Raw genomic sequence first — 25,111 nt, 5'->3', positions numbered from 1 at the left:
AAAACGCCCGGCCAAGCCGGGCGTTCAACCATCACTAAGCGTCAATGCTCAGCACGGACACTTTTTCATGCTCTTGCCGCCATAACGCTCATCCTGGCAGCGGCGGAAGAAAGCCTCGCGGCTCATCACTTCCGCCTTGGGATCGAAACGGCGGCGGCTGGCGACATAGGCGTCGTAATCCTTGACCCCCACCATCAGCCGGGCGGTTTTCGCCCATTGCGCCCATAGTTTTCCCATCACGCGCCCTCCTGGCGGAATACCGCCGGCACCTCTTTGGCGGTGGCCCATTTCACCGCCAGCGATTTGCGGATCACATTGACGGAGAACACCAGCATGGCGATCACCACCGCCATGAACAGCGCCGTCAAAGTGGCGTCCACATAATCATTGAAGATGATTTGCTGCATTTGCGCCATATTCTTGGCCGGCGCCAACACCTCGCCCTTGGCCGCGGCGGCGGAGAATTTGTCGGCGTGAGCCAGGAAGCTGATCTTGGGGCTGGCATGGAACAGCTTCTGCCAGCCTGCGGTCAGCGTCACCACCAGCAACCACAGCGTGGGCACGGCGGTGACCCAGATGTAGCGGGTCTTCTGCATCTTGATCAGTACCGCCGTGGCCAGGATCAGCGCGATGCCGGCCAGCATCTGGTTGGCGATGCCGAACAGCGGCCACAAGGTGTTGATGCCGCCCAGCGGATCCACCACGCCCTGGTACAGGAAATAGCCCCAGCCGGCCACCGCCAGCCCGGTGGCCACCAGGTTGGCAGTCCAGGATTCGGTATTGGCCATCGGTTTGACCACCAGGCCCAGCAGGTCCTGGATCATGAAGCGCAGCACGCGGGTGCCGGCGTCGATGGTGGTCAGGATGAACAAGGCTTCGAACAGGATGGCGAAGTGATACCAGAAGGCCATCATCCCCGGCCCGCCGATCACATTGGACAGGATGTGGGCCATGCCCACCGCCAGCGTCGGCGCGCCGCCGGCGCGCGACAGGATGGTGCTCTCGCCCACATCCTTGGCCATTTGGGTCAGCATGTCCGGCGTGATGACGAAACCCCAGCTGGAAATCACCTGGGCGGCTTCTTCCGCGGTCTTGCCTATCACCGCCGCCGGGCTGTTCATCGCGAAGTAGACGCCCGGGTCCAGCACGCAGGCGGCGATCAGCGCCATGATGGCGACGAAGCTTTCCACCAACATGGAGCCGTAGCCGATCACGCGGGCATGGGTTTCGTTTTCCAGCATCTTGGGCGTGGTGCCGGAAGACACCAGCGCATGAAAACCGGACACCGCGCCGCAGGCGATGGTGATGAACAGGAAGGGGAACAGATTGCCGGCGAACACCGGGCCGCTACCGTCGACGAACTTGGTCACCGCCGGCATGTGCAGATTCGGCGCCACGATCACGATGCCGATGGCCAGGCCGACGATGGTGCCGATTTTCAGGAAGGTGGACAGATAGTCGCGCGGAGCCAGCAGCAGCCACACCGGCAGCACCGAGGCGATGAAACCGTAGCCGATCAAGGTCCAGGCCAGCGTGGTGCCGCTCAGGGTGAACAGCGGCGCCAGGGTTTCGCTCTTGGCGATGTCGCCGCCGTAGACGATGGCCAGCATCAGCAGAATGAAGCCGATGACCGAGATTTCACCGATCTTGCCCGGACGGATGAAGCGAGTATAGATGCCCATGAACAACGCGATCGGTATCGTGGCGGCGATGGTGAAAGTGCCCCACGGGCTGCCGGTCAGCGCCTTGACCACCACCAGCGCCAGCACCGCCAGCAGGATCACCATGATCATCAGGATGCCGATGGAGGCGATGACGCCTGGGATGGCGCCCAGTTCGGTGCGAATGATCTCTCCCAGCGATTTGCCGTCGCGGCGCACCGACAGGAACAGGATCAGGAAGTCCTGCACCGCGCCGGCCAGCATCACGCCGACCAAGATCCACAGCGTGCCCGGCAGATAACCCATCTGCGCGGCCAGCACCGGGCCCACCAACGGGCCGGCGCCGGCGATGGCGGCGAAGTGGTGGCCGAACAACACCCATTTATTGGTGGGCACATAATCCAGGCCGTCATTGTACTTTTCCGCCGGCGTCAATCGGCGCGCGTCCAGCTCCAGCACTTTGTTGGCGATGAAGCGGCCATAGAAACGATAGGCGATGGCGTAGACCGACACCGCCGCCACGATCAGCCACACCGCGTTGACCGGTTCGCCCCGGTTCAGCGCCACGACGGCGAAGGCCGCCGCCCCCGCCAGCGCGACGGCCAGCCAGGCGGCCCATTCTTTAATCTGTTGCATATGCCAAGTTCCTGTTCTCTTTATCCCGTTTTTAATTCCCCGCGTCCCGCCGGCCAAGGCCTGCGCGCGCGGATTTTTTTGCCTGATCGATTCTGGATAGATAGCGCCGGAAGATCAAGCCATGGGCAATGATTTCAAAAACCCTCAAAATTGATTATGACAAATGGCGGTCACGATAACACTAAAGTCGCGCCGGATGGCCGCGTGCTACTATTTTAGGACTCAAGGCCAAACCCTTTCGAAGACATGCCCAGCGATACCCCTCATATTCTCATTGTCGAAGACGATGTGAGACTAGCCGAATTGATAGGCGCCTACCTGACCAAGCACGGCTATCGCATCACCCAGCACGGCCGCGGCGACACGGCGCCGGCCATCATTCTGGAAGAGAAGCCGGACTTGGTGATTCTGGACATCATGCTGCCGGGCAAGGAAGGCTTCGACGTCTGCCGCGAGATCCGCCCGCGCTATAACGGCCGGGTGTTGATGATGACCGCGCGCGACGAAGACGTGGACGAAATCCTGGGCCTGGAGCTGGGCGCCGACGATTATCTGGCCAAGCCGGTGGAGCCGCGCCGCCTGCTGGCGCGGGTGCGCGCGCTGCTGCGCCGCGGCGGCCCCGGCGCCCAGGCCGATGGCGACAACGGCGGCGACGATAGCTTTACCTTCGGCCAGTTCTGCATCAGCCAGGCCACGCGCGAGGCGACGCTGAGCGGGGACTTGATCGACCTGACCACCGCCGAATTCGACCTGCTGTGGCTGCTGTCCTCCCACGCCGGCCAAGTGCTGTCCCGCGACGACATCATGAGCGAGCTGCGCGGCATCGGCTTTGACGGCCTGGACCGCTCGATAGACGCGCGCATTTCACGGCTGCGCCGCAAGCTGGGCGACAACCCCGACGCGCCGGCCCGGATCAAGACCGTGCGCGGCAAAGGCTATCTGTTCTCGCGCAGCGACTGGGAATAAGGCATGAGCGCGCGTCGTCTTCGCGGCTGGCTCAAGCCGTCGCTGGGCACCCTGTTCGCCCGTTATTTCTTCGCCACCATGCTGGCGGAGCTGATCATCATCATCGGCTTCGGCTTCATGGTCACCAAGCTGTACGAAAACAGCGACCGCGACAGCAAGCTGCAATTCATGAACGGTACAGTAAGCCTGATCCGCCAGCAGCTGGAACAGACGCCGCACCAGGATTGGGAGCGCAAACTCGCCGACATCGCCCGCGCCTTCAGCTATCCGGTCAAGCTGATCGCCCATCCACCCGACGATTTCGAACCGGAAGGCCATGCCGCGCTGCAAGGCGGCCGCCCGTATCTGGATTTCGACAACCAACTGCTCTACGTGCCGCTGCCGCGCGATCCGCGGCTGCTGCTGCTCGGCCCGCTGGAAGCGCCGCCCAGCAATAGCAGCTGGATCAGCGAGGACATGGAAATCCTGCTGCTGTGGATATTGCTGACCGGCTCCACGCTGGGCACGCTGATCTATTTCAGCCTGCGCCCGCTGTGGAAGGACTTGCTCGAAGTGCGCCGCAAGGCGGAGATTTTCGCCGACGGCGATTTCAGCGCCCGCGCCCAGCCCTCCAAGAGCCGGCTGCTGGCGCCCTTGTCGCGCGCCTTCAACAGCATGGCGGCGCGGCTGGAGCGGCAGATGGAAACGCGCCAGGCGCTGTCGCACGCCATCGCCCACGAAATCCGCACTCCCATCGCGCGGCTGCGCTTCGGCCTGACCATGCTGGAGGAGGAAGAGGACGAGCAGGAATGGAAGCGCTACCGCGAGGGCATGGAACGCGATATGCAGGAGTTGGAGGAGCTGTTCAACACCAGCATGGAGTTCGCCAAGCTCAATCGCAACGAAGTGCCGCTGCATTGGGAAACCGTGGACCTGTACGACTGGTTCGACGACCTGGTCGACCTGGTGACGCCATTGAAACCGGCCAATATCGCGCTGGAACTGGATTGCGTGCTCGGCAACGGCGCCTTCGACCGCAAGCTGATGTATGTGGCCAGCCGCAACCTGCTGCTCAATGCCTTCAAATACGCCAACGCCAAAGTCAGGCTGACGGTGTGTCACAACACCTCCGGCCAGCTACTGATCCACGTCGACGATGATGGCTGCGGCATTCCCGAAGCCGAACGCGACAAGGTGTTCGAACCCTTCCTGCGGCTGGACCGCAGCCGCGACCGCGCCACTGGCGGTTACGGACTGGGCCTGTCCTTCGTCAAGCTGATCACCGAGCACCACGGCGGCCAGGTCAGCATAGCCGCCAGCGAACTGGGCGGCGCGCGCTTTACCCTGCGCATCATGCAACCGCAGCAATAATAAGACCCGCTAACAAAACCCCTGATCCTGCGTTGCGCCTCCTTGTCGTACAACTGGTACTGCCTGCGTCGGCGCGCCTTGGCTCAGGTTCTCTGCGAGGTGTTGTTAGCGGCTCTAAGGAGAGCCGGCACCGGCCTGTCCGCGCCGGCGAAAAGTAAAGCCTCAGTTTGTTAAGCAATCTGAATTGGGTCACGCTCCGTCACAAAGCGGGGACAGGAAGCCAACAGACCCGAGGCCGCCGCGCCGGGATAATGCCAGCATCTCAACTTGGATTCGGGTATTTCCCATGGTTTCTTCACGACCGGCCGCCCTGCTGGTACACGGTCTGGGCGGCAGCGCATACGACCTCGGCGCGCTTGGACGCACACTGGAAGAGGCGGACATCGTCACCCACACCCCGCTATTGCCGGGACATGGCGGCGAGCCGGAAGATCTGCTGTCCGTCCGCTGGCAGGACTGGGTGGAAACCATACGCAAGGAATACCTGGAACTGAAAACCCGCCACAAGGTGGTGCATCTTGCCGGCGTTTGCCTGGGCGGCCTGGTGGCGCTGGAAGTGGCGCGGCTGGAAAATCATCAGGACGGCCTCGCCTTGTACGCGCCGCCCCTGTTCCTGGATGGCTGGAGCCTGCCCAAGCTGACCTGGGCACGCCACATCGTTTACCGCATTCCCGGCCTGGCCAAGAAGATGCGCGTGCCGGAAGTCGAACCGTTCGGCATCAAGAACGCCCGTATCCGCAAGGCGATCCAACAGCGCTTCGAACGCGGCGAGCGCTTCCATTACGCCTATATTCCGCTGGCCTGCATCCGCCAGGTGGACGGGCTGCGCCGCCAGCTGATGCCACGGCTGGAACAGATCACCTGCCCCACGCTGATCGTGCACGCCGACGAGGACGACATCACCAGCCCGCGCTCGGCTCACTATCTGCAACGCTATCTGGGCGGCAGCGTCGACTTCATGCCCCTATCCAACAGCTATCACATGGTGATGGTGGACAACGAGCGCGGCGAGGTGCTCAAGCGCAGCCTGAAGTTCTTCAATCACCGCGCCCAAACGCCGGCCGCCAGCACCGAGCAAAGCGGCTGGGGCATGTTCGCCGCCGCCTGAACCACGCCCCGCTCCATCAAGGCAAGCTTTCCGCTTGCCTTTTTTCTTGTCTGCTCGCTCATTTAAAGTTGCAAGCAATCACAACTAAACATTGGATTTAACAGCCGCGCAAACTTCCTGGCTGTCTCGTCATCAACCGTCATCAAGCCAGAACACAGCGACAATGGAACGCCAGGGCCGGCTGAAGCAAACTGTTTGCACGAGCCGGATCGGCCCCCCGCCGGTCTTGCAACGGTTCCGTTCTCTTTTCCCTTTGTGTGACTTTGCATGCCCGCCGGCTCCGGCGGGCATCTTTTCTTTCACCTGCCCACCCTGCGCGGTTACACATCGTTACACAAGACCTCCATCGATCACACAAAGAGCGTTTACAAGCTCAACAGACCGATTTGCTTCTTATTCGCACAATAACGCAGTTATCAACAAAGTAAACAGTCGCAAAAAATGAAAAAACTGATTACCGCTTCCGTGCTGAGCCTGGCAGCTCTGTCCGCACACGCCGCCGATCCGGGCCTCTACGTCTTCGGCAACACCGGTTACAACTTCTCCAAGCCTGAGTCCGGCAATCGAAACATCATGCTGAAAGACGCCAAGGCCGCCGGCACGGTCTGGGAACTGGGCGCCGGTTACCGCTTCAATCAATACCTGGCCACCGAGCTGTCTTATGCGGACTTCGGCAAATCCAAGGCCAATGGCTCCTTCATGGGCAGCACAGGCAGCGGCTCCGTCGCCACCACGGCCGAACGCATCGCCGTATTGGGCATTCTGCCGGTGACCCAGGATTTGGAAGTTTTCGGCAAGGCCAGCCTGAACAATGTGCACACCAAGCTCAAGATCGACCGCTTTGCCAGCCAAACTTTCAACGACACCCGCTTGGGTCTTGGTTTCGGCGCGCAGTATCAGCTGCACAAAAACCTGTCGCTGCGTGGCGAATACGAATACATCGCCGGCAATGACTTCCAGCTGCCTGGCGGACAAAGCGTGATCAAGACTTCCGGCACCAGCGTGCTGAAGGCCGGCATCAGCTACCACTTCTGATCCCACCCCTTGCCAGCGCTCGCCAGCCGCGGCCCTTGCGTCCGCGGCTGGTTTTGCGTTTCAAGCCGTCGGCACCGCCATGCCGCGCCGCACCGGCGGCCGCTCGCCCACTCGCTGGAACCAGTCCCGCACCCGGGGAAACACCGACAGGTCCACCTGATGCCAATCATGACGCGCCGTCCATGGGTAAAGCGCGATATCGGCGATGCCGTACTCGCCGGCAACGTAATCCCGCCCGTCCAGGCGCCGGTTCAGCACGCCGTACAGGCGCAAGGCCTCATCGTGGTAGCGCTTCTGCGCGTAAGGAACGGTTTCCGGCGCATAGCGCAGGAAATGGTGGGCCTGGCCCAGCATCGGCCCGAAACCGCCCATCTGGAACATCAGCCATTGCAGCGCCTCATAGCGCGCCGCGCCCGCCGCCGGCAGCAGGCGGCCATGCTTCTCCGCCAGGTATTGCAGGATGGCGCCGGATTCGAACAGCGCCAGCGGCCGTCCATCCGGGCCGTCCGGGTCGACGATGGCCGGAATCTTGTTATTGGGGCTGATCGCCAGAAAGTCCGCCGCGAATTGCTCGTCCTTACCGATATCCACCGTATGCACGGCGTAAGGCAGCGCCAATTCTTCCAGCATGATGGAAATCTTGCGCCCATTGGGCGTGCCCCAGGTGTAGAGCTCAATCATTATCCGTATCTCCCGTGTTCAAACCGGCCGCGGCGCACAGGCGCGCGCCGCGCCGTCTGCTACAATGCAGCCCATTTCAAGCCTTCAGGATACTGCGATGAGCCAGCCGCGCGTCAACGATGTCAAAGCCTTCCTCTTGGACCTGCAGGACCGCATCTGCGCGGCGCTGGAGCAGGCCGACGGCGGCGCGCGCTTCGTCGAGGACGCCTGGCAGCGGCCGGGCGGCGGCGGCGGACGCAGCCGGGTGCTGGCCAAGGGCGCGCTGTTCGAGCAGGCCGGCGTCAACTTCTCCCATGTTTATGGCGATACGCTGCCCGCTTCCGCCACCGCCCATCGGCCGGAACTGGCCGGCCGCGGCTTCCAGGCCATGGGCGTATCGCTGGTGATCCATCCGGAGAACCCGCACATCCCCACCAGCCACGCCAATGTCCGCTTCTTCATCGCGGAGAAGGACGGCGAGGCCCCGGTGTGGTGGTTCGGCGGCGGCTTCGACCTGACGCCCTTCTATCCGGTGGAGGCCGACGCGGTGCACTGGCACCGCGTGGCCCGCGACTTGTGCCTGCCTTTTGGCGAACAGGTCTACCCGGACTACAAGCGCTGGTGCGACGAGTACTTTTTCCTGAAGCACCGCAACGAGGCGCGCGGCATCGGCGGCCTGTTCTTCGACGATCTGAACGCCTGGGGCTTCGATTCCTGTTTCCGCTTCATGCAGGCGGTGGGCAACGGCTTCACCGATGCCTATCTGCCCATCGTCGAGCGCCGCCGGCACGACAGCTGGGGACAGCGCGAGCGCCAGTTCCAGCTCTATCGCCGCGGCCGCTATGTAGAATTCAACCTGGTCTGGGACCGCGGCACCCTGTTCGGCCTGCAATCCGGCGGCCGCACCGAATCCATACTGATGTCGATGCCTCCGTTGGCGCGCTGGGAGTACGATTACCAGCCGGAACCGGGCAGCCCGGAAGCGGCGCTGAGCGAACGCTTCCTGACGCCGCGCGACTGGCTGGCCTGAGCCGGCGTCGCCGCGCCGGTTTTCCCGCCGGCGCAGCGGTCCGGCCAATCACAAGCACGGCGAAATCGGGTATCCTTGCGCAGCCATTCATAATCATTCACACAAAATCCGTTCCGCATGAGCCAACCCCTTTCCTCGGCCGGCCGCCCCGGCCTTGCCGCCCGTTTCCGTGTGGAAACGGTGCTGTGGCTATTGTTCGCCGCCATCTGGTTTGGCTCGCTCGGCTACCGCGGGCTGATACACGCCGATGAGGGCCGCTACGCCACGCTATCGCTGTTCATGTTGCATAGCGGCGACTGGATCACCCCGCGCCTGAACGGTCTGCTGTATTTCGAAAAACCGGCGCTGCAATACTGGATGGGCGCGCTGAGCTTCGCCGCCTTCGGCGTCAACGAGTTCGCCGCCCGCTTCTGGCCGGGCCTGACCGGCTTCTTGACGGTGGCGATGTGCGGCTTCACCGCGCGCCGGCTGTGGGGCGTCGATGCCGGTCGCTACGCGGCGCTGGCCGCCGGCAGCTGCGCCTGGATCATCGCCAACAGCCACTTCCTGGCGCTGGACATGGGGGTCAGCTTCTTCCTGACCGTGGCGCTGTGCGGCTTCCTGCTGGCGCAGCATGACGGCGCCGACGCGCGCGCAAGCCGCAACTGGATGTGGGTCACCTGGGCGGCGATGGCCGCCGCCACGCTGAGCAAGGGCTTGATCGGCCTGCTGATTCCCGGCGCCACCCTGGTGCTGTACAGCCTGCTGAACTGGCAATGGGCGTTCTGGAAGCGCATGCACTGGCTGAGCGGGCTGGGCTTGTTCCTGCTGCTGACCGCGCCGTGGTTCATCCTGGTGTCGCAGCGCAACCCCGATTTCGCCCATTTCTTCTTCATCCGCGAGCACCTGGAACGTTTCCTCACCACCGAGCACAAACGCACCGGCGCGCCGTGGTATTTCGTGCCCTATCTGCTGCTGGGCCTGCTGCCCTGGACCAGCCTGCTGCCGGCGCTGTGCCGCGACGGCTGGCGCGAGCCGGGCGCGCGACTGCGCGTCGGCCGCCTGTTGCTGATCTGGTCGGTCTTCATCTTCGCCTTCTTCAGCAAGTCCAGTTCCAAGCTGCCGTCCTACATCCTGCCGATGTTCCCGGCGCTGGCGCTGCTGCTGGCGCCCACGCTGCAGCGCATGCCGGCCGTCGCGCTGAAAAAGCACCTGCTGCCGGCGCTGCTGCTGTGGCTGGCGGCGCTGGCCGTGTATCCCTTCGTCGACCGCTTCGCCTCCGAGGACACCCCGCTGCCGGTGCTGCACGGCTTCGCCCATTTCGTCGCCGTCGCGGCGCTGCTGTTCCTGGGCTGCGCCGTCGCCGCCTGGCGTCTGCTGGGCCGCGAGCGCAAGCTGGCCGCGCTGAGCTGGCTGGCCTTCGGCAGCCTGCTCGCCGTCAGCATCGCCGCCGCCGGCCATGACAGCTACGGCAAGCTGAAAGGCAGCAAGGAGATCGTGGCCCAGATTCAGCCTTATCTGCGCGCGGACACGCCGGTGTTCTCGGTGCGTTACTACGATCAGACCTTCCCCTTCTACCTGGGCCGGCCGGTCACCCTGGTGCAGTTCGTCGACGAGTTCGAATTCGGCGAAGGCCAGGAACCGCAGCGCTGGATGCCGCGGCTGGAACAATTCGTCGCCGCCTGGAACGCCACGCCGCGCGCGCTGGCGATGACCGACCCCGCCACCTACCAGGAGCTGCAAGCGCTGCGCCTGCCGATGCGGGTGGTGTACCAGGACCCGCGCCGCATGGTGGTGGCCAAGCCCTGAAACTGCTAAAACCAATGGACTCTTTATGAAGTTGATCGAATTCAGCCTGATCCTGCTCGGCGTCTTGCTCAATGCCGCCGCCCAGCTGTGCCTGAAAGCCGGCGTGCGCCAGATCGGCCATTTCGACTTTTCCGCCGCCAACGCGCTGCCGATAGGCTGGTCGCTGGCCACCAATCTGCCCATCATCGGCGGCCTGTCCTGCTACGTGGTCAGCGTGGTGGTGTGGATCATGGCGCTGTCGCGGGTGGAAGTCAGCGTCGCCTATCCCATGCTGTCCATCGGCTATGTGGTCAACGCGCTGCTGGCCTACTGGCTGTTCGGCGAAGCGCTGAGCGCGCAGAAGCTGATCGGCATCGGCGTCATCATCATCGGCGTGGTGCTGGTCGCCCGCAGCTAACGTCAGAAAGGCTCTCATGGATTTCCTGCCCTTTACCCGCCCGGACATCGACGAAGCCACCATCGCCGCCGTCGGCGAGGTGCTGCGCTCCGGCTGGATCACTACCGGCCCCAAGTCCCGTCAGTTGGAAGCCGAACTGTCCGCCCATGTCGGCGGCCGTCCGGTGCGGGTGGTGGCTTCCGCCACCGCAGCGCTGGAAATGGCGCTGCAAGTGGCCGGCGTCGGCCCCGGCGACGAGGTGATCACCTGCCCGCTGAGCTGGGTGGCCACCGCCAACGTGATTCTGAAAGTCGGCGCCAAACCGGTGTTCGTCGACGCCAACCGCGCCAGCCGCAATATCGACCTGAACCTGGTGGAAGCGGCGATCACCCCGCGCACCCGCGCCATCATCCCGGTGGACCTGGCAGGCCTGCCGGTGGACCGCGACCGTCTGTACGACATCGCCAAGCGCCATCGACTGCGCGTGATCGAGGACGCGGCCCAGTCCATGGGCGCCAACTGGCGCGGCCGCCGCATCGGCAGCGACGGCGACCTGGTGTCGTTCAGCTTCCACGCCAACAAGAACATGACCAGCGGCGAAGGCGGCTGCCTGGTGCTGAACGACGAGGACGAGGTGCGCCTGTTCGAGAAGCTGCGGCTGCAGGGCGTCACCCGCCACGCCGACGGCGGCATGGATGTGGACGTGCTGGGCGGCAAGTCCAATATAACCGACATCGCCGCCGCCATCGGCCTGGGCCAGTTGCCGCGGCTGGAAGACTTCAACGCCCGCCGCCGCGCACTGGCCGCGCGGTATTTCCGCCATTTCGACCGCGCGCTGGGCTGCGAGCTGCCGCTGGAAGACATGTCCCAGAGCAACTGGCATATGTTCCAGCCGCTGCTGCCGCTGGAGCGGATGAGCATTGACCGCGGCGAATTCATCGCCCGGATGAAAGACCTGGGCATAGGCGTGGGCGTGCACTACCCCGCCATGCATTTGTTCACCCTGTTCCGCGAGATGGGCTTCCAACCGGGTAATTTCCCGGTGGCGGAAGACATCGGCCGCCGCACCGTCACCCTGCCGCTGTTCCCGGCCATGGCCGACGAGGACGTGGAACGCGTGTGCGCCGCCGTGAGCGCCGTGCTGAAGCCCGTGCTGAGCGTATAAAACATTATGAAAAGCGTAATCGATCTTTCCGTCGTCATCCCGGTATACAACGAGCAGGACGTGCTGCCGGCGCTGTTCGACCGCCTCTACCCGGCGCTGGACGCGCTGGGCGTGTGTTATGAAATCGTCTTCGTCAACGACGGCAGCCGCGACAAGAGCCCGGCCATGCTCGCCGCGCAGTTCGACCAGCGCCCGGACGTGACCCGGGTGGTGCTGTTCAACGGCAACTTCGGCCAGCATCGCGCCATCCTCGCCGGTTTCGAATACAGCCGCGGCGAACGGGTGGTGACACTGGACGCCGACCTGCAAAACCCGCCGGAAGACATCAAGCTGCTGCTGGCGGAAATGGACAAGGGCCACGACTACGTCGGCTCCATCCGCCGCCAACGCAACGACAGCCTGTGGCGCCACCTAGCCAGCCGCGCGATGAACCACCTGCGCGAGAAGCTGACCCGCATCAAGATGACCGACCAGGGCTGCATGATGCGCGCCTACAGCCGCCGCATCATCGACACCATCAATCAGTGCAACGAGCTGCACACCTTCATCCCGGCGCTGGCCTACCAGTTCGCGCAGAATCCGACCGAAGTCACCGTCGGCCATGAAGAACGCTTCGCCGGCGAATCCAAGTATTCGCTGTACAGCCTGATCCGCCTGAATTTCGATCTGATGACCGGCTTCTCCATCGTGCCGCTGCAGTTGTTCTCGCTGCTGGGCATGCTGGTTTCCGCCGGCTCCGGCGTGCTGGTGGTCTATCTGGTGCTGCGCCGGCTCATCGTCGGCCCGGAAGTGGGCGGACTGTTCACCCTGTTCGCCATCGCCTTCCTGCTAATCGGCATCGCGCTGTTCGGCATCGGCCTGCTCGGCGAATATATCGGCCGCATCTACCAGGAAGTGCGGGATAGGCCGCGCTATGTGATCGGCGCGGTGCTGGAGCAAAAGGACAAGCCATGAAAGCCGTGGTGTTCGCTTATCACAATGTCGGCGTGCGCTGCCTGAAGGCGCTGCTCGGCGGCGGCGTGGAGGTGGCGCTGGTGGTCACCCACCGCGACAATCCCAAGGAAAACATCTGGTTCGCCAGCGTGGAGCAGGTCGCCCGCGACCATGGTATCCCGGTGATCACCCCGGACGACCCGAACACGCCGGAAGTGCTGGCCCGGGTGCAGGCGGCGCGGCCGGACTTCCTGTTCTCCTTCTACTACCGCCACATGCTGAAGGCCCCGCTGCTGGAGTGCGCGGCGCGCGGCGCCTTCAATATGCATGGCTCGCTGCTGCCCAAATACCGTGGCCGGGTGCCGATAAACTGGGCCATCATCCACGGCGAAACCGAAACCGGCGCCACCTTGCACGTGATGAACGTCAAACCGGACAACGGTCCCATCGTCGATCAGATGGCGGTGCCCATCCTGCCGGACGATAATGCCGACGAGGTGTTCGCCAAAGTCACCGTGGCCGCGGAAATGGTGTTGGCGCGCAGCCTGCCGGCGCTGCTCGCCGGCCAGACTGAATTCCGCCAGCAGGACTTGAGCCTGGGCGGCTATTTCGGCGGCCGCAAGCCGGAGGACGGCCGCATCGACCCGCTGGCCGGCGCCGCCCAGCTGCACAACTTCGTGCGCGCGCTGAGCCACCCGTTCCCGGGCGCCTTCGCCGACACCGAAAGCGGCCGGCTGGTGATCTGGAAAACGCTGCGCGCCGGCAGCCACGGCCAGGCGCTGCAAGGCGCGCGGCTGCGCGCCGATGACGGCGCCTTGTGGCTGGAAGCGGTGGACGGCGGTTGCCTGAAAGTATTGTCCGCCACGCTGGACGGCGCGCCGCTGGAACAACTGGCGGAACCGCTGGCGCTGAATTGACACGACGGTGACAGGGCCGCGGCGCCCTTCGCCGCGCGAAACACTTATGCAAATCAAGGTCCCCCAAGGGGACGATGAAGGAAATCTCAATGAAAAAAGTACTGATCCTGGGCGTGAACGGCTTCATCGGCCACCACCTGACCAAGCGCATCATCGAAACCACCGACTGGCACATCTACGGCATGGACATGCACGATGACCGCGTGGCCGAGTGGAAAGACCATCCGCGCTTCCACTTCTTCGAAGGCGACATCACCATCAACAAGGAGTGGATCGAATACCACGTGAAGAAGTGCGACGTGGTGCTGCCGCTGGTGGCCATCGCCACCCCATCCACCTATGTCAACAATCCGCTGCGTGTGTTCGAGCTGGACTTCGAAGCCAACCTGCCCATCGTGCGCCAGTGCGTGCAGTACAAGAAACACCTGGTGTTCCCGTCCACTTCGGAAGTCTACGGCATGTGCCATGACGAAGAATTCGACCCGGAGAACTCCGAGCTGATCTGCGGCCCGATCAACAAGCCGCGCTGGATCTACTCCTGCTCCAAGCAGCTGATGGACCGCGTGATCCACGCCTACGGCATGCAGGAAGGCCTGAACTACACCCTGTTCCGCCCGTTCAACTGGATCGGCGGCGGCCTGGACAATATCAACACGCCGAAGGAAGGCTCCAGCCGCGTGATCACCCAGTTCCTGGGCCACATCGTGCGCGGCGAAACCATCAAGCTGGTGGACGGCGGCCATCAGAAACGCGCGTTCACCTATGTCGACGACGGCATCAGCGCGCTGATGAAGATCATCGAGAACAAGGACGGCAAGGCTTCCGGCCAGATCTACAACATCGGCAACCCGACCAATAACTACTCCATCCGCGAACTGTCCGCGATGATGCTGGACCTGGCCCGCGTCTACCCGGAATACCAGCTGAACGCCGACAAGGTGAAGATCGAGGAAACCACCTCCGGCGCTTACTATGGCAAGGGTTATCAGGACGTGCAGAACCGCGTGCCCAAGATCGCCAACACCATGGCGGACCTGGACTGGAAGCCGAGCGTGACCATGGCCGACGCGCTGCGCGGCATCTACGACTACTACCGCGACCAAGTGGCCGCCAGCCGCGACCTGTCCGAGTAAGCGGCTCCCGGCGCCAGGCGAGATAGAAAGCCCGGCGCCGGTTTCAGAGATACCCCATGAAAAAACTCGCCCTTAAAATCGACGTCGACACCTGGCGCGGCACCCGCGACGGCGTGCCGCGGCTGATGCACATGCTGCAGCAGCACCATGCCAAGGCCACGTTTTTGTTCAGCCTGGGTCCGGACCACACCGGCCGCGCGATCAAGCGGGTGTTCCGCCCCGGCTTCCTGTCCAAGGTGTCGCGCACCTCGGTGGTGGAGCACTACGGCATCCGCACCCTGCTGTACGGTACCGTGCTGCCCGGCCCGGACATCGGCAAACGCGAAGCCGAGCTGATGCGCGAAGTCCGCGCGCAGGGCTTCGAGGTCGGCATCCACACCTGGGACCACATCAAGTGGCAGGATTACGTCGCCGGCAAGGACGCCGCCTGGACCCGCGCCGAGATGCGCAAGGCGGCCGAACGCTTCGAACGGATCTTCGGCGAACCGGCGCGCACCCACGGCGCCGCCGGCTGGCAGATCAACGACGCGGCGCTGGCCTATGAGCGTGAACTGGGCATGCTTTACGCGTCCGATGGCCGCGGCAGCCACCCGTTCCAACCGGTGGACGCCGCCGGCCAGCCCTTGGGCGTGCCGCAGCTGCCCACCACACTGCCGACGCTGGACGAGTTGATTGGCCTGGACGGCCTCACCGCCGACAATGTGCACAAGCACATTCTGGAACTGACCGAGGACGAGCCCGCCACCGGCCATGTCTACACGCTGCACGCCGAACTGGAAGGCCTGCGCCTGGGCTACACCTTCGAACACCTATTGGTGGGCTGGAAGGCCCAGGGCTATCAGCTGTGCAGCTGCATAGAACTGTTCAGCAGCCTGGACGCCGCCTCCCTGCCCAATGGCCGCGTGGTGATGGGCGAGATCCCCGGCCGCAGCGGCACGCTGGCGTTGCAGGCCTGAATTCAGCCGCCGGCCAGCCGGTCCAGCAGCGCGCGCAGTCGTTCCATCCGTTCGGCCAGCCCCTCGGTGATGCCCTGCAGCAGCATGTCCTCCAGTCCTCGCGCCAGCTCGGCCAGTTCCGGCTGGCGCATGGTCAAGGCCGCGCCGTAAATGCGATGCAGATGCTGGCTGGCGGACGACCATTGCGTGTTCTGAATCGCCAGTACCGCCTTGTGGTAATCCCGCTCGTTGTGCTCGACGAACAGCGTCCATAAATCTTCCGACTGCTCCGAACGCTGCGCCGCCACCGCCGGTAGCGCGTCCGGCAGCCACAGAAACAATATCTGCTGCAAGTCCTTGATCCGCAATGGCTTGACCAGCACCCCGTTCATGCCGCTGCTCATGCACTTTTCCCTGTGCGCATCGTCATTGGCCGCCGAGATCGCCACGATGGGCACCAGCGCGCGGCCCTCCGCCCGCTCCTGCGCGCGTATCCGCCGCGCCGCCTCGTAGCCGTTGATATCCGGCAGGCTGCAATCCATCAGAATCAGCTGGATATCCGGCTTGCCCTTCAAGATGGACAGGCTGCTCAGTCCAGTGCTGGCCACCGTGGTGGCGCAGCCCAATTGCCGCAACTGCTCGCAGATCATCAATTGATTGGCCGGGTGATCCTCCACCACCAACACCAGTTGTCCCTGCCCCACTTTTTGCGGCGGCTCCGCCAGCGGCGGCTCTGGCTCCCGCCGCGCCAGTTCCTGCCCCAATTGCACCGGCAGCGTGATGGTGAAGGTGGCGCCGGACACACCATCGCTGTCCAGCTCGATGCGTCCTCTCATCAGCTCCACCAAGCGTTTGCAGATGGCCAACCCCAGGCCGGAACCGCCGAATTTGCGGTTGATGTCGGCATCCGCCTGCACGAAAGCGTCGAAAATGGTTTTCTGCGCCGCCAGCGGCACGCCGATGCCGGTGTCCATCACTTGGCACACCAGCCAGCCACGCTCGGCGCCCGGCTTGCCTTCGCGGAAATCCGCCTTCAGCGTCACCGCGCCCTGGTCGGTGAACTTGATCGCATTGGAAATCAGATTGTGCAACACCCGCTGCAGGTGCGAAGGGTCCAGGCATAGCGCCCGCGGCGGCAGATTGCAAACGTAATGCAGCTCCAGCCCCTTCATCTTGGCCGCCAGCGCATACAGTCTGACCAGCCCTTCCAGAATGCCGCCGACATCGACGAAGAACGGTTCCAGCCGCTCCTGGCCGGCATCCAGCCGCGAGGCGTTGAGAATATTGTTGAGCAATTGCAGCATGCTGTTGGCCGCCAGATTGGACTGCAGCACCAATTCGCGCTGCTGCTCGCCCAGCGGCATGGTTTGCAGCAACTCGCCGGCGGCGATGATGGCGTTCATCGGCGTGCGGATTTCATGGCTGACCACCGCCAGAAACTCGCTCTTGGCCGCCTCGCCCATCCGCGCCTTGCGCAGCAGCTTGGTGGTGGTGCGTATCGCCAGCAGCAGCGCGAAGAACAGCAGCACCAGCACGATGCCCTCGCCGGCATAGCTGCGGAACACATTGTAGACCGACGGCCGCGCCGCCACCTGCTCCTCCCAGGCGGAGCGGGCCGCGTCGACATCGTCGGCCGACATCCGCTCCAGGCTGCGCCGCAAAATGGCATAGAGCAGCGGCTGGCTCTTGCTGACCCCCATGCGGTAGATCGCGTAATAGCCCGGCAGCGCGCCGGAACTGGTCAGTTCGGGAAAACGATGGCGCAGCAGGAAGCGGGCATAGGTTTCCGGCACCAGGCCGACATCGGCGCGCCGCTCCTGAATGGCCAATAGCGCCTGCGTCGGCGTTTCCACCGGCACCAGTTTCAGGCTGGCATTGTCTCCCAGCAGCCAGGAACGGGAATTGTCGTTGAAGATGAAGGCGACCTTCTGGCCGTGCAGATTGTTGAAGTCGTAGACCACCGGATGATCGCGGCGGGTGATCGCCATCAAGGGCTGCGAGGAGTACGGCTGAGTGAAATAGTAATGCTTGTTCAGGTTCAAATCGCCGATCGCGTCCTGATTGATGCTGGCCAGCATCATCGCCCGCCCGCCCAGGGTGGCCGCCATCAGTTCCTGGACCGAATGCGCCTGCACGATATTGAAGCGCAGCCCGGTCTGCGCCTCGACATATTGCAGGAAATACGCCTCCATGCCCTTGAAGGGCACGCCGCTGTTCTTGCGCTCCGGCAATGGCTTGGACCTGAGCACATACACATCCACCACCGGGTGCTGCCGCGCCCATGCGGCCTCTTCACGGGTCAGCCAGGTCTTGCCGACCGGATCGCCGCAGCCGGACAGCAAGCCCAGCAGCAACACCCAGACGCTCAGGTGTAGAAGTCGCACCATTACTCCAATTTGGAATGCAGTAAAAACAGCTCGCGGTCAGTGCTGATGCCCAGCTTCTGGAACGCCGCCTTCTTCTGGGTGCTGACCGTCTTGATGCTGCGTGAGAATTTGTCCGCGATCTGGCTGGTGCTCATGCCGTCCAGACAGCAACGCACCACTTCGCGCTCACGCGGCGACAAGCGCGAATAAGGGTCCAGCGTGTTGCCGTCCCCTCGTTTACAATCGCCCGACAGCAGCAGGTCCATCTCGCTCATCATTTTGGCGGTCAGATACACCCGGCCAGCATGCACGCTGCGGATCGCACCAGCCAGCGCGTCCACCGGCTGCGCCTTGCTGAAAAACCCTCTGGCGCCCGCGCGCAGCATCAAGTTGATGGTGCCGACCAGGTCCACCGACGACAGCACCAGGATCTTGCACTCTGGATAACGCACGCTGATGGACTGGATCAGGTTCAGGCCGTCCACTTCGTCGCTGCCCAGGGAGAAATCCATCAGCAGCACGTCCGGCAGGCGTTCGCGGAAAACCGACAACAGCTGGGTGCTATGGGCGAAGCTGCCGATGATCTCGAACTCAGGGTAGCGCTTGAGGCTGGCCTCCAGCCCTACCCTGACCACGTCGTGATCATCCAGGATCATCAGCGATATTCTTTTTTTCATGCCATTCTCATTAAAATTGGCTCAATATGGTTAGCGTCGCGACTTGCGGAAACCATTCCCGGATATCCCCTCCCCCGCAAGCCTGTGTCGTGACGCAACCATCCCTAGCCGCTATCGCCGCGCGCGCCGCGCCGGCATCGCGTCAATGCCACGCCAGCCGCTCCTGCTGCAACAATTCGATGTAGCGCTGCGGCGCCATCGGGCGATGCAGGCCGAAGCCCTGCCCCACTTCGCAGCCCATCTCCCGCAAAGCCTTGATATGCCTTGAGCTCTCCACCCCTTCCGCCACCACCTGCAGCTTCAACTCCTTGCCCAGTTGGATGGAGGAACGGACGATTTCATAGTGCCGCGAGCTTTCCAGCATGGAGGCGACGAACAACTGGTCCAGCTTCAAGGAAGAGAAAGGCATGTCGGACAGCATCTTCAACGAGGAAATGCCGATGCCGTAGTCGTCGCAGGCGATGCCGAAACCATTGGCGCGCAGCTGGTTCAGCGCCACCATCAGGTCCAGGCCGATTTCAGGCTCAATGTTTTCCGTCAGTTCTATCACCAGCAAGGAACGCGACAGCTTGGCGCGGTCCCAGCGCGACATGATCTCGCTGACGATATTGGGCGATGCCAACGTGCCGGCCGAGGCGTTGATGGCGATGGGCAATTGCACACCCTGCCCGGCCAAGGCCTGCTGCGTGGCGATCACCCCGCCCAGCACATGGAAAAACAACAACAAATCCAGACCCAGCTTGTTCACCACCGGCAAAAACACCGCGGGGCGGATATTGCCGCGGGTCGGATGCGAACAGCGCGCCAGCGCCTCGGCGCCTATCACCGCGCCATCACGCAGCCGCACCAAGGGCTGCAGGTCAATCGAGATCGTGCCCTTGGAACACAGCGCCTCTATCACCTCCTGCTCGCTGAACGGACGGGTGCCCAGCCGCCCCGGCACGCCATGGGCGCCGGCCGCCTCGGCCATGGCCGCGCGCGCCTGCACCACCTGGCGCAACAAACGCAAACAGGCATCGGCATCCATGGGCAGGCTGGCCGCCCAGACGTAGTTGAAACCCGCCTCGCGCGCCAACCTCACATGGGACTCCTGCAAAGTCTTGCTGGCCCGGCTGTGCCACAGCAACATCGGCGCATCCGCCAGTTCGCCGCGGCGCAGGCCGGCGTGCACCTTCGCAACCAGCTCGGCGCCGCCGCCATCGGGCATCTGGATATCGCAAATCAGCAAGTCCACCGGCTCGCGCAACAGCTCCTGTTCCGCCTCGCGAATATGGCCGCAACAGCGGATATTGCGAATACCGGCCTGCAACAGCAGGCGCTGGAGCGGTTCGCTTTCCCGCTGCGGCCCGGACACCAGCATAATGTTAAGATTTTCCATCGATTCCCTACCTTTTGGAATACCGGCAGCCTGATATCCGCAAATATGGCATTTGCGCGCTGTCGTTTTTCAACATCCCAAAAGCATGCATTAGATAAGCTTAATTGCCAGGGTTCCTTGTTTGGCTTTTAAATGACAATGTGGCATCACAGTGCCGCGTAAGCTGGAATCGCGTCAATGAATCTAAAGAATCGTTCAACAATCCCTGCCAGACCTCCCGCCAGCACCATGCCGCCGGCAAGGCCTTGATTCACATCACAGCACCACATGACAAAGAGATTTTTATTTTTTATTGCTTCATCAGTCATTTATTTGAAAAAAGCCACCTTTCCATAAAAACCACTGGTAAACGCAGCGACCCATCATCGCCACTTTCGCCCAGCGCGTCCCTGTATTTAATCAAGCTTAATTGCGCTGCTTTAATTAGGCTTTACCAGACCATAGTAAAAAGCGTCCCCAAAACCACAAATAGGATTTGTCTTAAATTACATCGCATACATCTTTTGATACTCATTTAATTTATTTTAGATATTAATGTTTTGGTAAATATTAATGAATTAAATAAGCGAACATCATATGCAACGCTCAGGAAAAAGGACGCACCAGCGCAGATGGAGCATTGAGCAAGACAAAGGGGAAGCAACAAATTTATCCGCTAGATGGTCTGTGGGTCTGACAGCAGGCCCGCCGCGGCATCGCTGCGCGGTCGGCCAACTCTCAAATGCGGAACAATGGAGGGACGGAAGTGGACATCAGACAGGTGGCGACGCCCCCTGTCTGGCGAGAAGACTCAGGGTGGGCAGCGACGCTCAATCTCGCTTGTTCAGACGCAAAGTCAGCATCAGCTCGCCTTCGCCATCGTTCTGCGACTGGATATTCTTCAAAGTAATGCCGCTAGGCAGCAACACGCTGATGCCGTGGCCGACACCATACTTGGACAAGGTTTTTTCCAGTTGCCGCGCCACTCCCTTGGCCGGCAAGCGCGCTTCCTCGTCCAGCGCGAAGCCATAGGATTCGGCGGCGGAACCCATCGCCTGCTCCACCTGTTCACGCGGCACGAACTTCTCGGCGGCGCTGGCCAATTGCCTGGCCGACACATCCTCCTCGCCGCTCACCAGATTGAGAAACTCGTCCTTGAAGCGCGCCTGCTGCATGGGATCGTCGATTTCCTCGGACAGCTGTTCCACCACGCTGGCCATCATCTTGCTGCTGGAGGCCTTGTCCGGCACCCGCATCGCCTTCAGGAAATCCTCCAGCCAGAACTTGGCCTCGCGGCTGAGTCGATCCACCGCATACACCGTGGGACCGTGCTCCAGGATCAGCGCGCCCTTGTCGATCAGCCGCGGATTGATGCCCGAGGCGTGGCTGATGTCGAACACATCGCCGGACTCCACCACGGTGAGGAAATCATCGCGGATCTCGGACTTGAACACCCCCAGCGCGCGCAGTTCGCGGTCGCCGTCATTGAGACCGGAAAACAGGATCACCAGCAAATCGCCGGCATTGATGTTGGGATGCTGCGAACGCGCGTACAAATGCTTGGCGATGCGCTGCGACACCTCGAGGAAATCCAGCTCGCCGCGGAAGAACTGGCGGGTGAAATGGTAAATCTCATTGAGATTGAGATCGGACTCATGGAAAAACTGGTGCTGGCGCTTGTCCGACACGATGTTCTTCAAATAGCCGCCCAGCAACAAGGAAGACACTTCCTCGTCCACCGCGCTGGCCCGCTCGGACAGACGCGCGCCCTCGCCGCGCGAGGCATTGCCCACCCGGTGCACCACCAGCCGCTCCACTCTGCATTCGCCTATCGCCAACATGTCCACGCTCCCGCCTAAAATCGAATGCGCGATTATTGCCACTGCGCCCGGGCTTGGCAACCGCGAAAGCGGCCTGCTATTCCGGTAAAGCCAGCGGATCGTCGGTCAGGGAGTCCGCCAGGAAGTCCATCAGCAGACGCACCTTGGGCGACAGCTGACGGTTCTGCGGCGTCAGCGCCCAAATGCCCTCTTCCGGCTCGCGGTAATCGGCCAGCACCTCGACCAGTTCGCCGCTGGCCAGACCGGCGGCGACGTAGTAATCCGGCAACTGCGCCAGGCCCAGCCCCTGCCGCGCCGCGTGCGCCAGCGCGTGGCCGCTATTGCAGCGCAGGCTGCCCTTGACCCGCACCTGCCGCCGCCGACCGCCATCCAGCAGATGCCAGTGCTCGCTCCCCAGCGACAGACAGCTGTGGCGCTCCAGATCCGCCGGTTCCAACGGCCGGCCATGCAGCGCCAGATAGGCCGGCGCCGCGCACACATGATGACGGCGCGAGGCCAGCCGCCGCGCCATCAGCGAGGAATCCTCCAGATGGCCGATGCGAATCGCAAGGTCGTAGCCGTCCTGCACCAGGTCCAGCACCTGATTGGACAGGTTCAGCGTCGCTTCCAGCTGCGGATGCCGCTGCAGGAAGCGCACCAGCAACGGCGCGATATGGCTCTGGCCGTAAGCCAGCGGCGCGGTCAGCTTGAGCTTGCCCTGCGGCTGCGCCTGGTGGCGCGAGATCGCCTGCTCCGCCTCCGCCAGCGAATCCAGCAACTGGCGGCAGTGGCGCAGATACAACGCTCCGATCTCGGTCAGCGCCTGATGGCGCGTGGTGCGATACAGCAGCTTGGCGCCCAAGCGCTGCTCCAGCTGCGTGACCTGGCGGCTGACCTGGGCGACGGAAATGCCCAGCGCCTGCGCCGCCTTGGTGAAACTGCCCTGCTCCGCCACGCTGACGAATTCGCAAATGCCTTCCCAACCCAACATTATTTCACCTCGGAAAAAATCATTTACCAATTGCGACGATTATCTATTCAAACGAGGGAAATACAATCAAAGTTTTGCCGTCGCGGCCTTCGGCCCGCTACGGCGATCCAACACCAAGGAGGGCTCATGAGCCAGGACATCATCAAGTGCAAGGCCGCCGTGGCCTGGGCCGCGGGCCAGCCGCTGAGCATAGAAGAAGTGGAAGTGCAGCCGCCGCGCGCCGGAGAGGTACGGGTGAAAATGGTGGCCACCGGTGTGTGCCACACCGATGCCTTCACCCTGTCCGGCGAAGACCCGGAAGGCGTGTTCCCCTGCATCCTGGGCCATGAAGGCGGCGGCATCGTCGAATCCGTCGGCCCCGGCGTCAGCAGCGTGGCGGTGGGCGATCATGTGATCCCGCTGTACACCCCGGAATGCCGCGAGTGCAAATTCTGTCTGTCCGGCAAGACCAATCTGTGCCAGAAAATCCGCGCCACCCAGGGCAAGGGCCTGATGCCGGATGGCAGCACCCGCTTCTCCAAGGACGGCAAGCCCATCTACCACTATATGGGCACCTCCACCTTCGCCGAATACACGGTGCTGCCGGAAATCTCGCTGGCCAAGGTCAACCCGGCCGCGCCGCTGGAAGAAGTGTGCCTGCTGGGCTGCGGCGTCACCACCGGCATGGGCGCGGTGATCAACACCGCCAAGGTCAAGGCCGGCGACAGCGTGGCCATCTTCGGCCTGGGCGGCATCGGCCTGTCCGCCATCATCGGCGCGCGCATGGCCGGCGCCGGCCGCATCATCGGCATCGACATCAACGACAGCAAGTTCGAGCTGGCGAAAAAGCTGGGCGCCAGCGATTGCGTCAACCCCAACGATTTCGACAAGCCGATCCAGGACGTGATCGTGGAGATGACCGACGGCGGCGTCGACTTCTCCTTCGAATGCATAGGCAATGTCAAAGTGATGCGCGCGGCGCTGGAATGCTGCCACAAGGGCTGGGGCGAATCGGTGATCATAGGCGTGGCCGGCGCCGGGCAGGAAATCTCCACCCGTCCGTTCCAACTGGTCACCGGCCGGGTATGGCGCGGCTCCGCCTTCGGCGGCGTGCGCGGCCGCAGCGAGCTGCCGGACTACGTGGAGCGTTATCTGAAGGGCGAATTCCGCCTGGACGACTTCATCACCCACACCATGCCGCTGGAGCGCGTCAACGAAGCCTTCGATCTGATGCACGAGGGCAAGAGCATCCGTTCCGTGATCCATTACTGAGCCGGAGACCCGAGTGAACCTGGAAAACATCAGCGCCAACAAGTCGTTCGGCGGCTGGCAGCGGCAGTATCTGCATGATTCGACGACGCTGGGCTGCCGCATGCGCTTCGCCGTCTATCTGCCGCCGCAGGCCAGCCCGCAGCGGCGCGTGCCGGTGCTGTACTGGCTGTCCGGCCTGACCTGCACCGACGAGAACTTCATGCACAAGGCCGGCGCTCAGCGCGTGGCCGCCGAGCTGGGCCTGGCCATCGTCGCGCCGGACACCAGCCCGCGCGGCGCGGAAGTGGCCGATGACGAAGCCTTCGACCTGGGCCAGGGCGCCGGCTTCTACCTGAACGCCACCCAGGCGCCCTGGGATCGTCACTACCGGATGTACGACTACGTCAGCCAGGAGTTGCCGGCGTTGATCGCCGCCCACTTCCCGGTGACCGGCAAGCCCGCCATCGCCGGCCATTCCATGGGCGGCCACGGCGCGCTGATCTGCGCGCTGAAACGGCCGCAGGACTATGCGTCGGTGTCGGCGTTCAGCCCGATCTGCCATCCGCTCAACGCGCCCTGGGGCCAGAAGGCCTTCGCCGCCTATCTGGGCGAAGACCGCGACACCTGGCAGGAATGGGATGCCAGCCTGCTGCTCGCCGCCGCGCCGCAGCGCCTGCCGCTGCGCGTGGACGTGGGCCTGGCCGACAGCTTCCTCGACACCCAGCTGCAGCCGGAAGCGCTGGAGCAAGCGGCCCAGGCCTGCGGCTATCCGCTGGAACTGTACCGCCACGCCGAGTACGACCATAGCTACTACTTTGTCTCCAGCCTGATCGAGGAACAGCTGCGCTTCCATGCGCGCCATCTCGGCCTGTGACACGGCGGAACGCAAAAAAGCCAGGCATAGCCTGGCTTTTTTGTTGAATCTGGTGGAGGGAGAAGGATTCGAACCTTCGAAGGCAGAGCCGTCAGATTTACAG

General features: G+C 63.1%; 23 protein-coding genes. 14 read left to right on the top strand and 9 right to left on the bottom strand.

What is annotated here, in order from left to right:
- Positions 1 to 48: 48 nt before the first annotated feature.
- Entirely contained in the window at positions 49 to 237 is a 189-nt protein-coding gene (locus tag ACE3QM_RS03855; protein ID WP_053074331.1) for a YbdD/YjiX family protein, read from the bottom strand.
- Complete coding sequence (locus ACE3QM_RS03850) at positions 237 to 2,297, bottom strand: carbon starvation CstA family protein (RefSeq protein ID WP_048409364.1); 2,061 nt, start codon at positions 2,295 to 2,297, stop codon at positions 237 to 239. Before ACE3QM_RS03850 ends, ACE3QM_RS03855 begins: the two co-directional genes overlap by 1 nt.
- 246 nt (positions 2,298 to 2,543) lie before the next feature.
- On the opposite strand from ACE3QM_RS03850, the gene ACE3QM_RS03845 reads away from it, so the two are divergent.
- The 4 genes from ACE3QM_RS03845 to ACE3QM_RS03830 all read left to right on the top strand — a co-directional run bounded on the left by ACE3QM_RS03845 (position 2,544) and on the right by ACE3QM_RS03830 (position 6,756).
- Positions 2,544 to 3,263 carry a response regulator gene (locus tag ACE3QM_RS03845; RefSeq protein ID WP_048409363.1) on the top strand — a complete coding sequence of 240 codons (720 nt, stop codon included), beginning with the start codon at positions 2,544 to 2,546 and terminating at the stop codon, positions 3,261 to 3,263.
- Positions 3,264 to 3,266: 3 nt separating this feature from the next.
- On the top strand, positions 3,267 to 4,613 hold the full coding sequence (locus ACE3QM_RS03840; protein ID WP_374420353.1) for an ATP-binding protein: 1,347 nt from the start codon (positions 3,267 to 3,269) through the stop codon (positions 4,611 to 4,613).
- Between the two features lie 286 nt (positions 4,614 to 4,899).
- Entirely contained in the window at positions 4,900 to 5,721 is an 822-nt protein-coding gene (locus ACE3QM_RS03835; RefSeq protein WP_048409361.1) for a carboxylesterase, read from the top strand.
- A 441-nt stretch (positions 5,722 to 6,162) separates the two neighbouring features.
- Entirely contained in the window at positions 6,163 to 6,756 is a 594-nt protein-coding gene (locus ACE3QM_RS03830) for an outer membrane beta-barrel protein (RefSeq protein ID WP_053074330.1), read from the top strand.
- 60 nt (positions 6,757 to 6,816) lie between these two features.
- On the opposite strand, the gene ACE3QM_RS03825 is transcribed toward ACE3QM_RS03830, so the two are convergent.
- Positions 6,817 to 7,437: a glutathione S-transferase family protein gene (locus tag ACE3QM_RS03825; RefSeq protein ID WP_374420351.1), complete on the bottom strand. Its 621-nt coding sequence runs from the start codon at positions 7,435 to 7,437 to the stop codon at positions 6,817 to 6,819.
- A gap of 97 nt (positions 7,438 to 7,534) precedes the next feature.
- On the opposite strand from ACE3QM_RS03825, the gene hemF reads away from it, so the two are divergent.
- From hemF to ACE3QM_RS03785, 8 genes are all read left to right on the top strand, one after another.
- Positions 7,535 to 8,446 carry an oxygen-dependent coproporphyrinogen oxidase gene (gene hemF / locus ACE3QM_RS03820; RefSeq protein WP_374420349.1) on the top strand — a complete coding sequence of 304 codons (912 nt, stop codon included), beginning with the start codon at positions 7,535 to 7,537 and terminating at the stop codon, positions 8,444 to 8,446.
- A gap of 117 nt (positions 8,447 to 8,563) precedes the next feature.
- The gene (locus ACE3QM_RS03815) at positions 8,564 to 10,234 is read left to right on the top strand and encodes a phospholipid carrier-dependent glycosyltransferase (RefSeq protein WP_374420347.1); all 1,671 of its coding nucleotides are present in this window, start codon (positions 8,564 to 8,566) and stop codon (positions 10,232 to 10,234) included.
- A 25-nt stretch (positions 10,235 to 10,259) separates the two neighbouring features.
- Complete coding sequence (locus tag ACE3QM_RS03810; protein WP_048409357.1) at positions 10,260 to 10,631, top strand: SMR family transporter; 372 nt, start codon at positions 10,260 to 10,262, stop codon at positions 10,629 to 10,631.
- A gap of 16 nt (positions 10,632 to 10,647) precedes the next feature.
- Positions 10,648 to 11,775 (top strand): DegT/DnrJ/EryC1/StrS family aminotransferase, encoded by a 1,128-nt coding sequence (locus ACE3QM_RS03805; RefSeq protein ID WP_374420346.1) that lies wholly within the window; start codon positions 10,648 to 10,650, stop codon positions 11,773 to 11,775.
- Between the two features lie 6 nt (positions 11,776 to 11,781).
- The gene (locus tag ACE3QM_RS03800) at positions 11,782 to 12,729 is read left to right on the top strand and encodes a glycosyltransferase (RefSeq protein WP_048409355.1); all 948 of its coding nucleotides are present in this window, start codon (positions 11,782 to 11,784) and stop codon (positions 12,727 to 12,729) included.
- Positions 12,726 to 13,625, top strand: a complete 900-nt coding sequence (locus ACE3QM_RS03795) for a formyltransferase (RefSeq protein WP_374420343.1) — start codon at positions 12,726 to 12,728, stop codon at positions 13,623 to 13,625. Before ACE3QM_RS03800 ends, ACE3QM_RS03795 begins: the two co-directional genes overlap by 4 nt.
- An 89-nt stretch (positions 13,626 to 13,714) precedes the next feature.
- Entirely contained in the window at positions 13,715 to 14,758 is a 1,044-nt protein-coding gene (locus ACE3QM_RS03790) for a bifunctional UDP-4-keto-pentose/UDP-xylose synthase (protein ID WP_048409353.1), read from the top strand.
- A 56-nt stretch (positions 14,759 to 14,814) separates the two neighbouring features.
- Positions 14,815 to 15,714: a 4-deoxy-4-formamido-L-arabinose-phosphoundecaprenol deformylase gene (locus tag ACE3QM_RS03785; protein WP_048409352.1), complete on the top strand. Its 900-nt coding sequence runs from the start codon at positions 14,815 to 14,817 to the stop codon at positions 15,712 to 15,714.
- A gap of 2 nt (positions 15,715 to 15,716) precedes the next feature.
- Here ACE3QM_RS03785 and ACE3QM_RS03780 read toward each other — a convergent pair whose 3' ends face one another.
- The 6 genes from ACE3QM_RS03780 to ACE3QM_RS03755 form a co-directional block, all read right to left on the bottom strand.
- The gene (locus ACE3QM_RS03780) at positions 15,717 to 18,077 is read right to left on the bottom strand and encodes an ATP-binding protein (protein WP_374420341.1); all 2,361 of its coding nucleotides are present in this window, start codon (positions 18,075 to 18,077) and stop codon (positions 15,717 to 15,719) included.
- 2 nt (positions 18,078 to 18,079) lie between these two features.
- Positions 18,080 to 18,736 carry a response regulator transcription factor gene (locus tag ACE3QM_RS03775; RefSeq protein WP_053074328.1) on the bottom strand — a complete coding sequence of 219 codons (657 nt, stop codon included), beginning with the start codon at positions 18,734 to 18,736 and terminating at the stop codon, positions 18,080 to 18,082.
- A 142-nt stretch (positions 18,737 to 18,878) separates the two neighbouring features.
- Complete coding sequence (locus tag ACE3QM_RS03770) at positions 18,879 to 20,114, bottom strand: EAL domain-containing protein (protein WP_374420338.1); 1,236 nt, start codon at positions 20,112 to 20,114, stop codon at positions 18,879 to 18,881.
- A gap of 146 nt (positions 20,115 to 20,260) precedes the next feature.
- Positions 20,261 to 20,422 carry a hypothetical protein gene (locus ACE3QM_RS03765; protein WP_156183814.1) on the bottom strand — a complete coding sequence of 54 codons (162 nt, stop codon included), beginning with the start codon at positions 20,420 to 20,422 and terminating at the stop codon, positions 20,261 to 20,263.
- 501 nt (positions 20,423 to 20,923) lie between these two features.
- Positions 20,924 to 21,934 (bottom strand): nucleoid-associated protein, encoded by a 1,011-nt coding sequence (locus tag ACE3QM_RS03760; RefSeq protein ID WP_231460825.1) that lies wholly within the window; start codon positions 21,932 to 21,934, stop codon positions 20,924 to 20,926.
- Positions 21,935 to 22,010: 76 nt separating this feature from the next.
- Complete coding sequence (locus ACE3QM_RS03755; RefSeq protein WP_048409349.1) at positions 22,011 to 22,904, bottom strand: LysR family transcriptional regulator; 894 nt, start codon at positions 22,902 to 22,904, stop codon at positions 22,011 to 22,013.
- Positions 22,905 to 23,042: 138 nt separating this feature from the next.
- On the opposite strand from ACE3QM_RS03755, the gene ACE3QM_RS03750 reads away from it, so the two are divergent.
- Both ACE3QM_RS03750 and fghA read left to right on the top strand, forming a co-directional pair.
- On the top strand, positions 23,043 to 24,155 hold the full coding sequence (locus tag ACE3QM_RS03750) for an S-(hydroxymethyl)glutathione dehydrogenase/class III alcohol dehydrogenase (protein WP_369799201.1): 1,113 nt from the start codon (positions 23,043 to 23,045) through the stop codon (positions 24,153 to 24,155).
- Positions 24,156 to 24,174: 19 nt separating this feature from the next.
- The gene (fghA, locus tag ACE3QM_RS03745) at positions 24,175 to 25,008 is read left to right on the top strand and encodes an S-formylglutathione hydrolase (protein ID WP_197081434.1); all 834 of its coding nucleotides are present in this window, start codon (positions 24,175 to 24,177) and stop codon (positions 25,006 to 25,008) included.
- Positions 25,009 to 25,111: the final 103 nt, after the last annotated feature.

The organism is Chromobacterium sp. (genome assembly GCF_041912965.1).
In the GTDB taxonomy this organism is placed as follows: Bacteria; Pseudomonadota; Gammaproteobacteria; order Burkholderiales; family Chromobacteriaceae; genus Chromobacterium; species Chromobacterium aquaticum.
The sequence above is the reverse complement of the archived record's forward strand: the minus strand, read 5'-3'. Positions and strand labels throughout refer to the sequence as shown.

Bases quoted from the DNA above. Each gene is read 5' to 3' on its own strand.
- ACE3QM_RS03855 (WP_053074331.1), bottom strand. From the start codon at position 237: ATGGGAAAACTATGGGCGCAATGGGCGAAAACCGCCCGGCTGATGGTG.
- ACE3QM_RS03850 (WP_048409364.1), bottom strand. From the start codon at position 2,297: ATGCAACAGATTAAAGAATGGGCCGCCTGGCTGGCCGTCGCGCTGGCG.
- ACE3QM_RS03845 (WP_048409363.1), top strand. From the start codon at position 2,544: ATGCCCAGCGATACCCCTCATATTCTCATTGTCGAAGACGATGTGAGA.
- ACE3QM_RS03840 (WP_374420353.1), top strand. From the start codon at position 3,267: ATGAGCGCGCGTCGTCTTCGCGGCTGGCTCAAGCCGTCGCTGGGCACC.
- ACE3QM_RS03835 (WP_048409361.1), top strand. From the start codon at position 4,900: ATGGTTTCTTCACGACCGGCCGCCCTGCTGGTACACGGTCTGGGCGGC.
- ACE3QM_RS03830 (WP_053074330.1), top strand. From the start codon at position 6,163: ATGAAAAAACTGATTACCGCTTCCGTGCTGAGCCTGGCAGCTCTGTCC.
- ACE3QM_RS03825 (WP_374420351.1), bottom strand. From the start codon at position 7,437: ATGATTGAGCTCTACACCTGGGGCACGCCCAATGGGCGCAAGATTTCC.
- hemF (WP_374420349.1), top strand. From the start codon at position 7,535: ATGAGCCAGCCGCGCGTCAACGATGTCAAAGCCTTCCTCTTGGACCTG.
- ACE3QM_RS03815 (WP_374420347.1), top strand. From the start codon at position 8,564: ATGAGCCAACCCCTTTCCTCGGCCGGCCGCCCCGGCCTTGCCGCCCGT.
- ACE3QM_RS03810 (WP_048409357.1), top strand. From the start codon at position 10,260: ATGAAGTTGATCGAATTCAGCCTGATCCTGCTCGGCGTCTTGCTCAAT.
- ACE3QM_RS03805 (WP_374420346.1), top strand. From the start codon at position 10,648: ATGGATTTCCTGCCCTTTACCCGCCCGGACATCGACGAAGCCACCATC.
- ACE3QM_RS03800 (WP_048409355.1), top strand. From the start codon at position 11,782: ATGAAAAGCGTAATCGATCTTTCCGTCGTCATCCCGGTATACAACGAG.
- ACE3QM_RS03795 (WP_374420343.1), top strand. From the start codon at position 12,726: ATGAAAGCCGTGGTGTTCGCTTATCACAATGTCGGCGTGCGCTGCCTG.
- ACE3QM_RS03790 (WP_048409353.1), top strand. From the start codon at position 13,715: ATGAAAAAAGTACTGATCCTGGGCGTGAACGGCTTCATCGGCCACCAC.
- ACE3QM_RS03785 (WP_048409352.1), top strand. From the start codon at position 14,815: ATGAAAAAACTCGCCCTTAAAATCGACGTCGACACCTGGCGCGGCACC.
- ACE3QM_RS03775 (WP_053074328.1), bottom strand. From the start codon at position 18,736: ATGAAAAAAAGAATATCGCTGATGATCCTGGATGATCACGACGTGGTC.
- ACE3QM_RS03770 (WP_374420338.1), bottom strand. From the start codon at position 20,114: ATGGAAAATCTTAACATTATGCTGGTGTCCGGGCCGCAGCGGGAAAGC.
- ACE3QM_RS03765 (WP_156183814.1), bottom strand. From the start codon at position 20,422: ATGACTGATGAAGCAATAAAAAATAAAAATCTCTTTGTCATGTGGTGC.
- ACE3QM_RS03760 (WP_231460825.1), bottom strand. From the start codon at position 21,934: ATGTTGGCGATAGGCGAATGCAGAGTGGAGCGGCTGGTGGTGCACCGG.
- ACE3QM_RS03755 (WP_048409349.1), bottom strand. From the start codon at position 22,904: ATGTTGGGTTGGGAAGGCATTTGCGAATTCGTCAGCGTGGCGGAGCAG.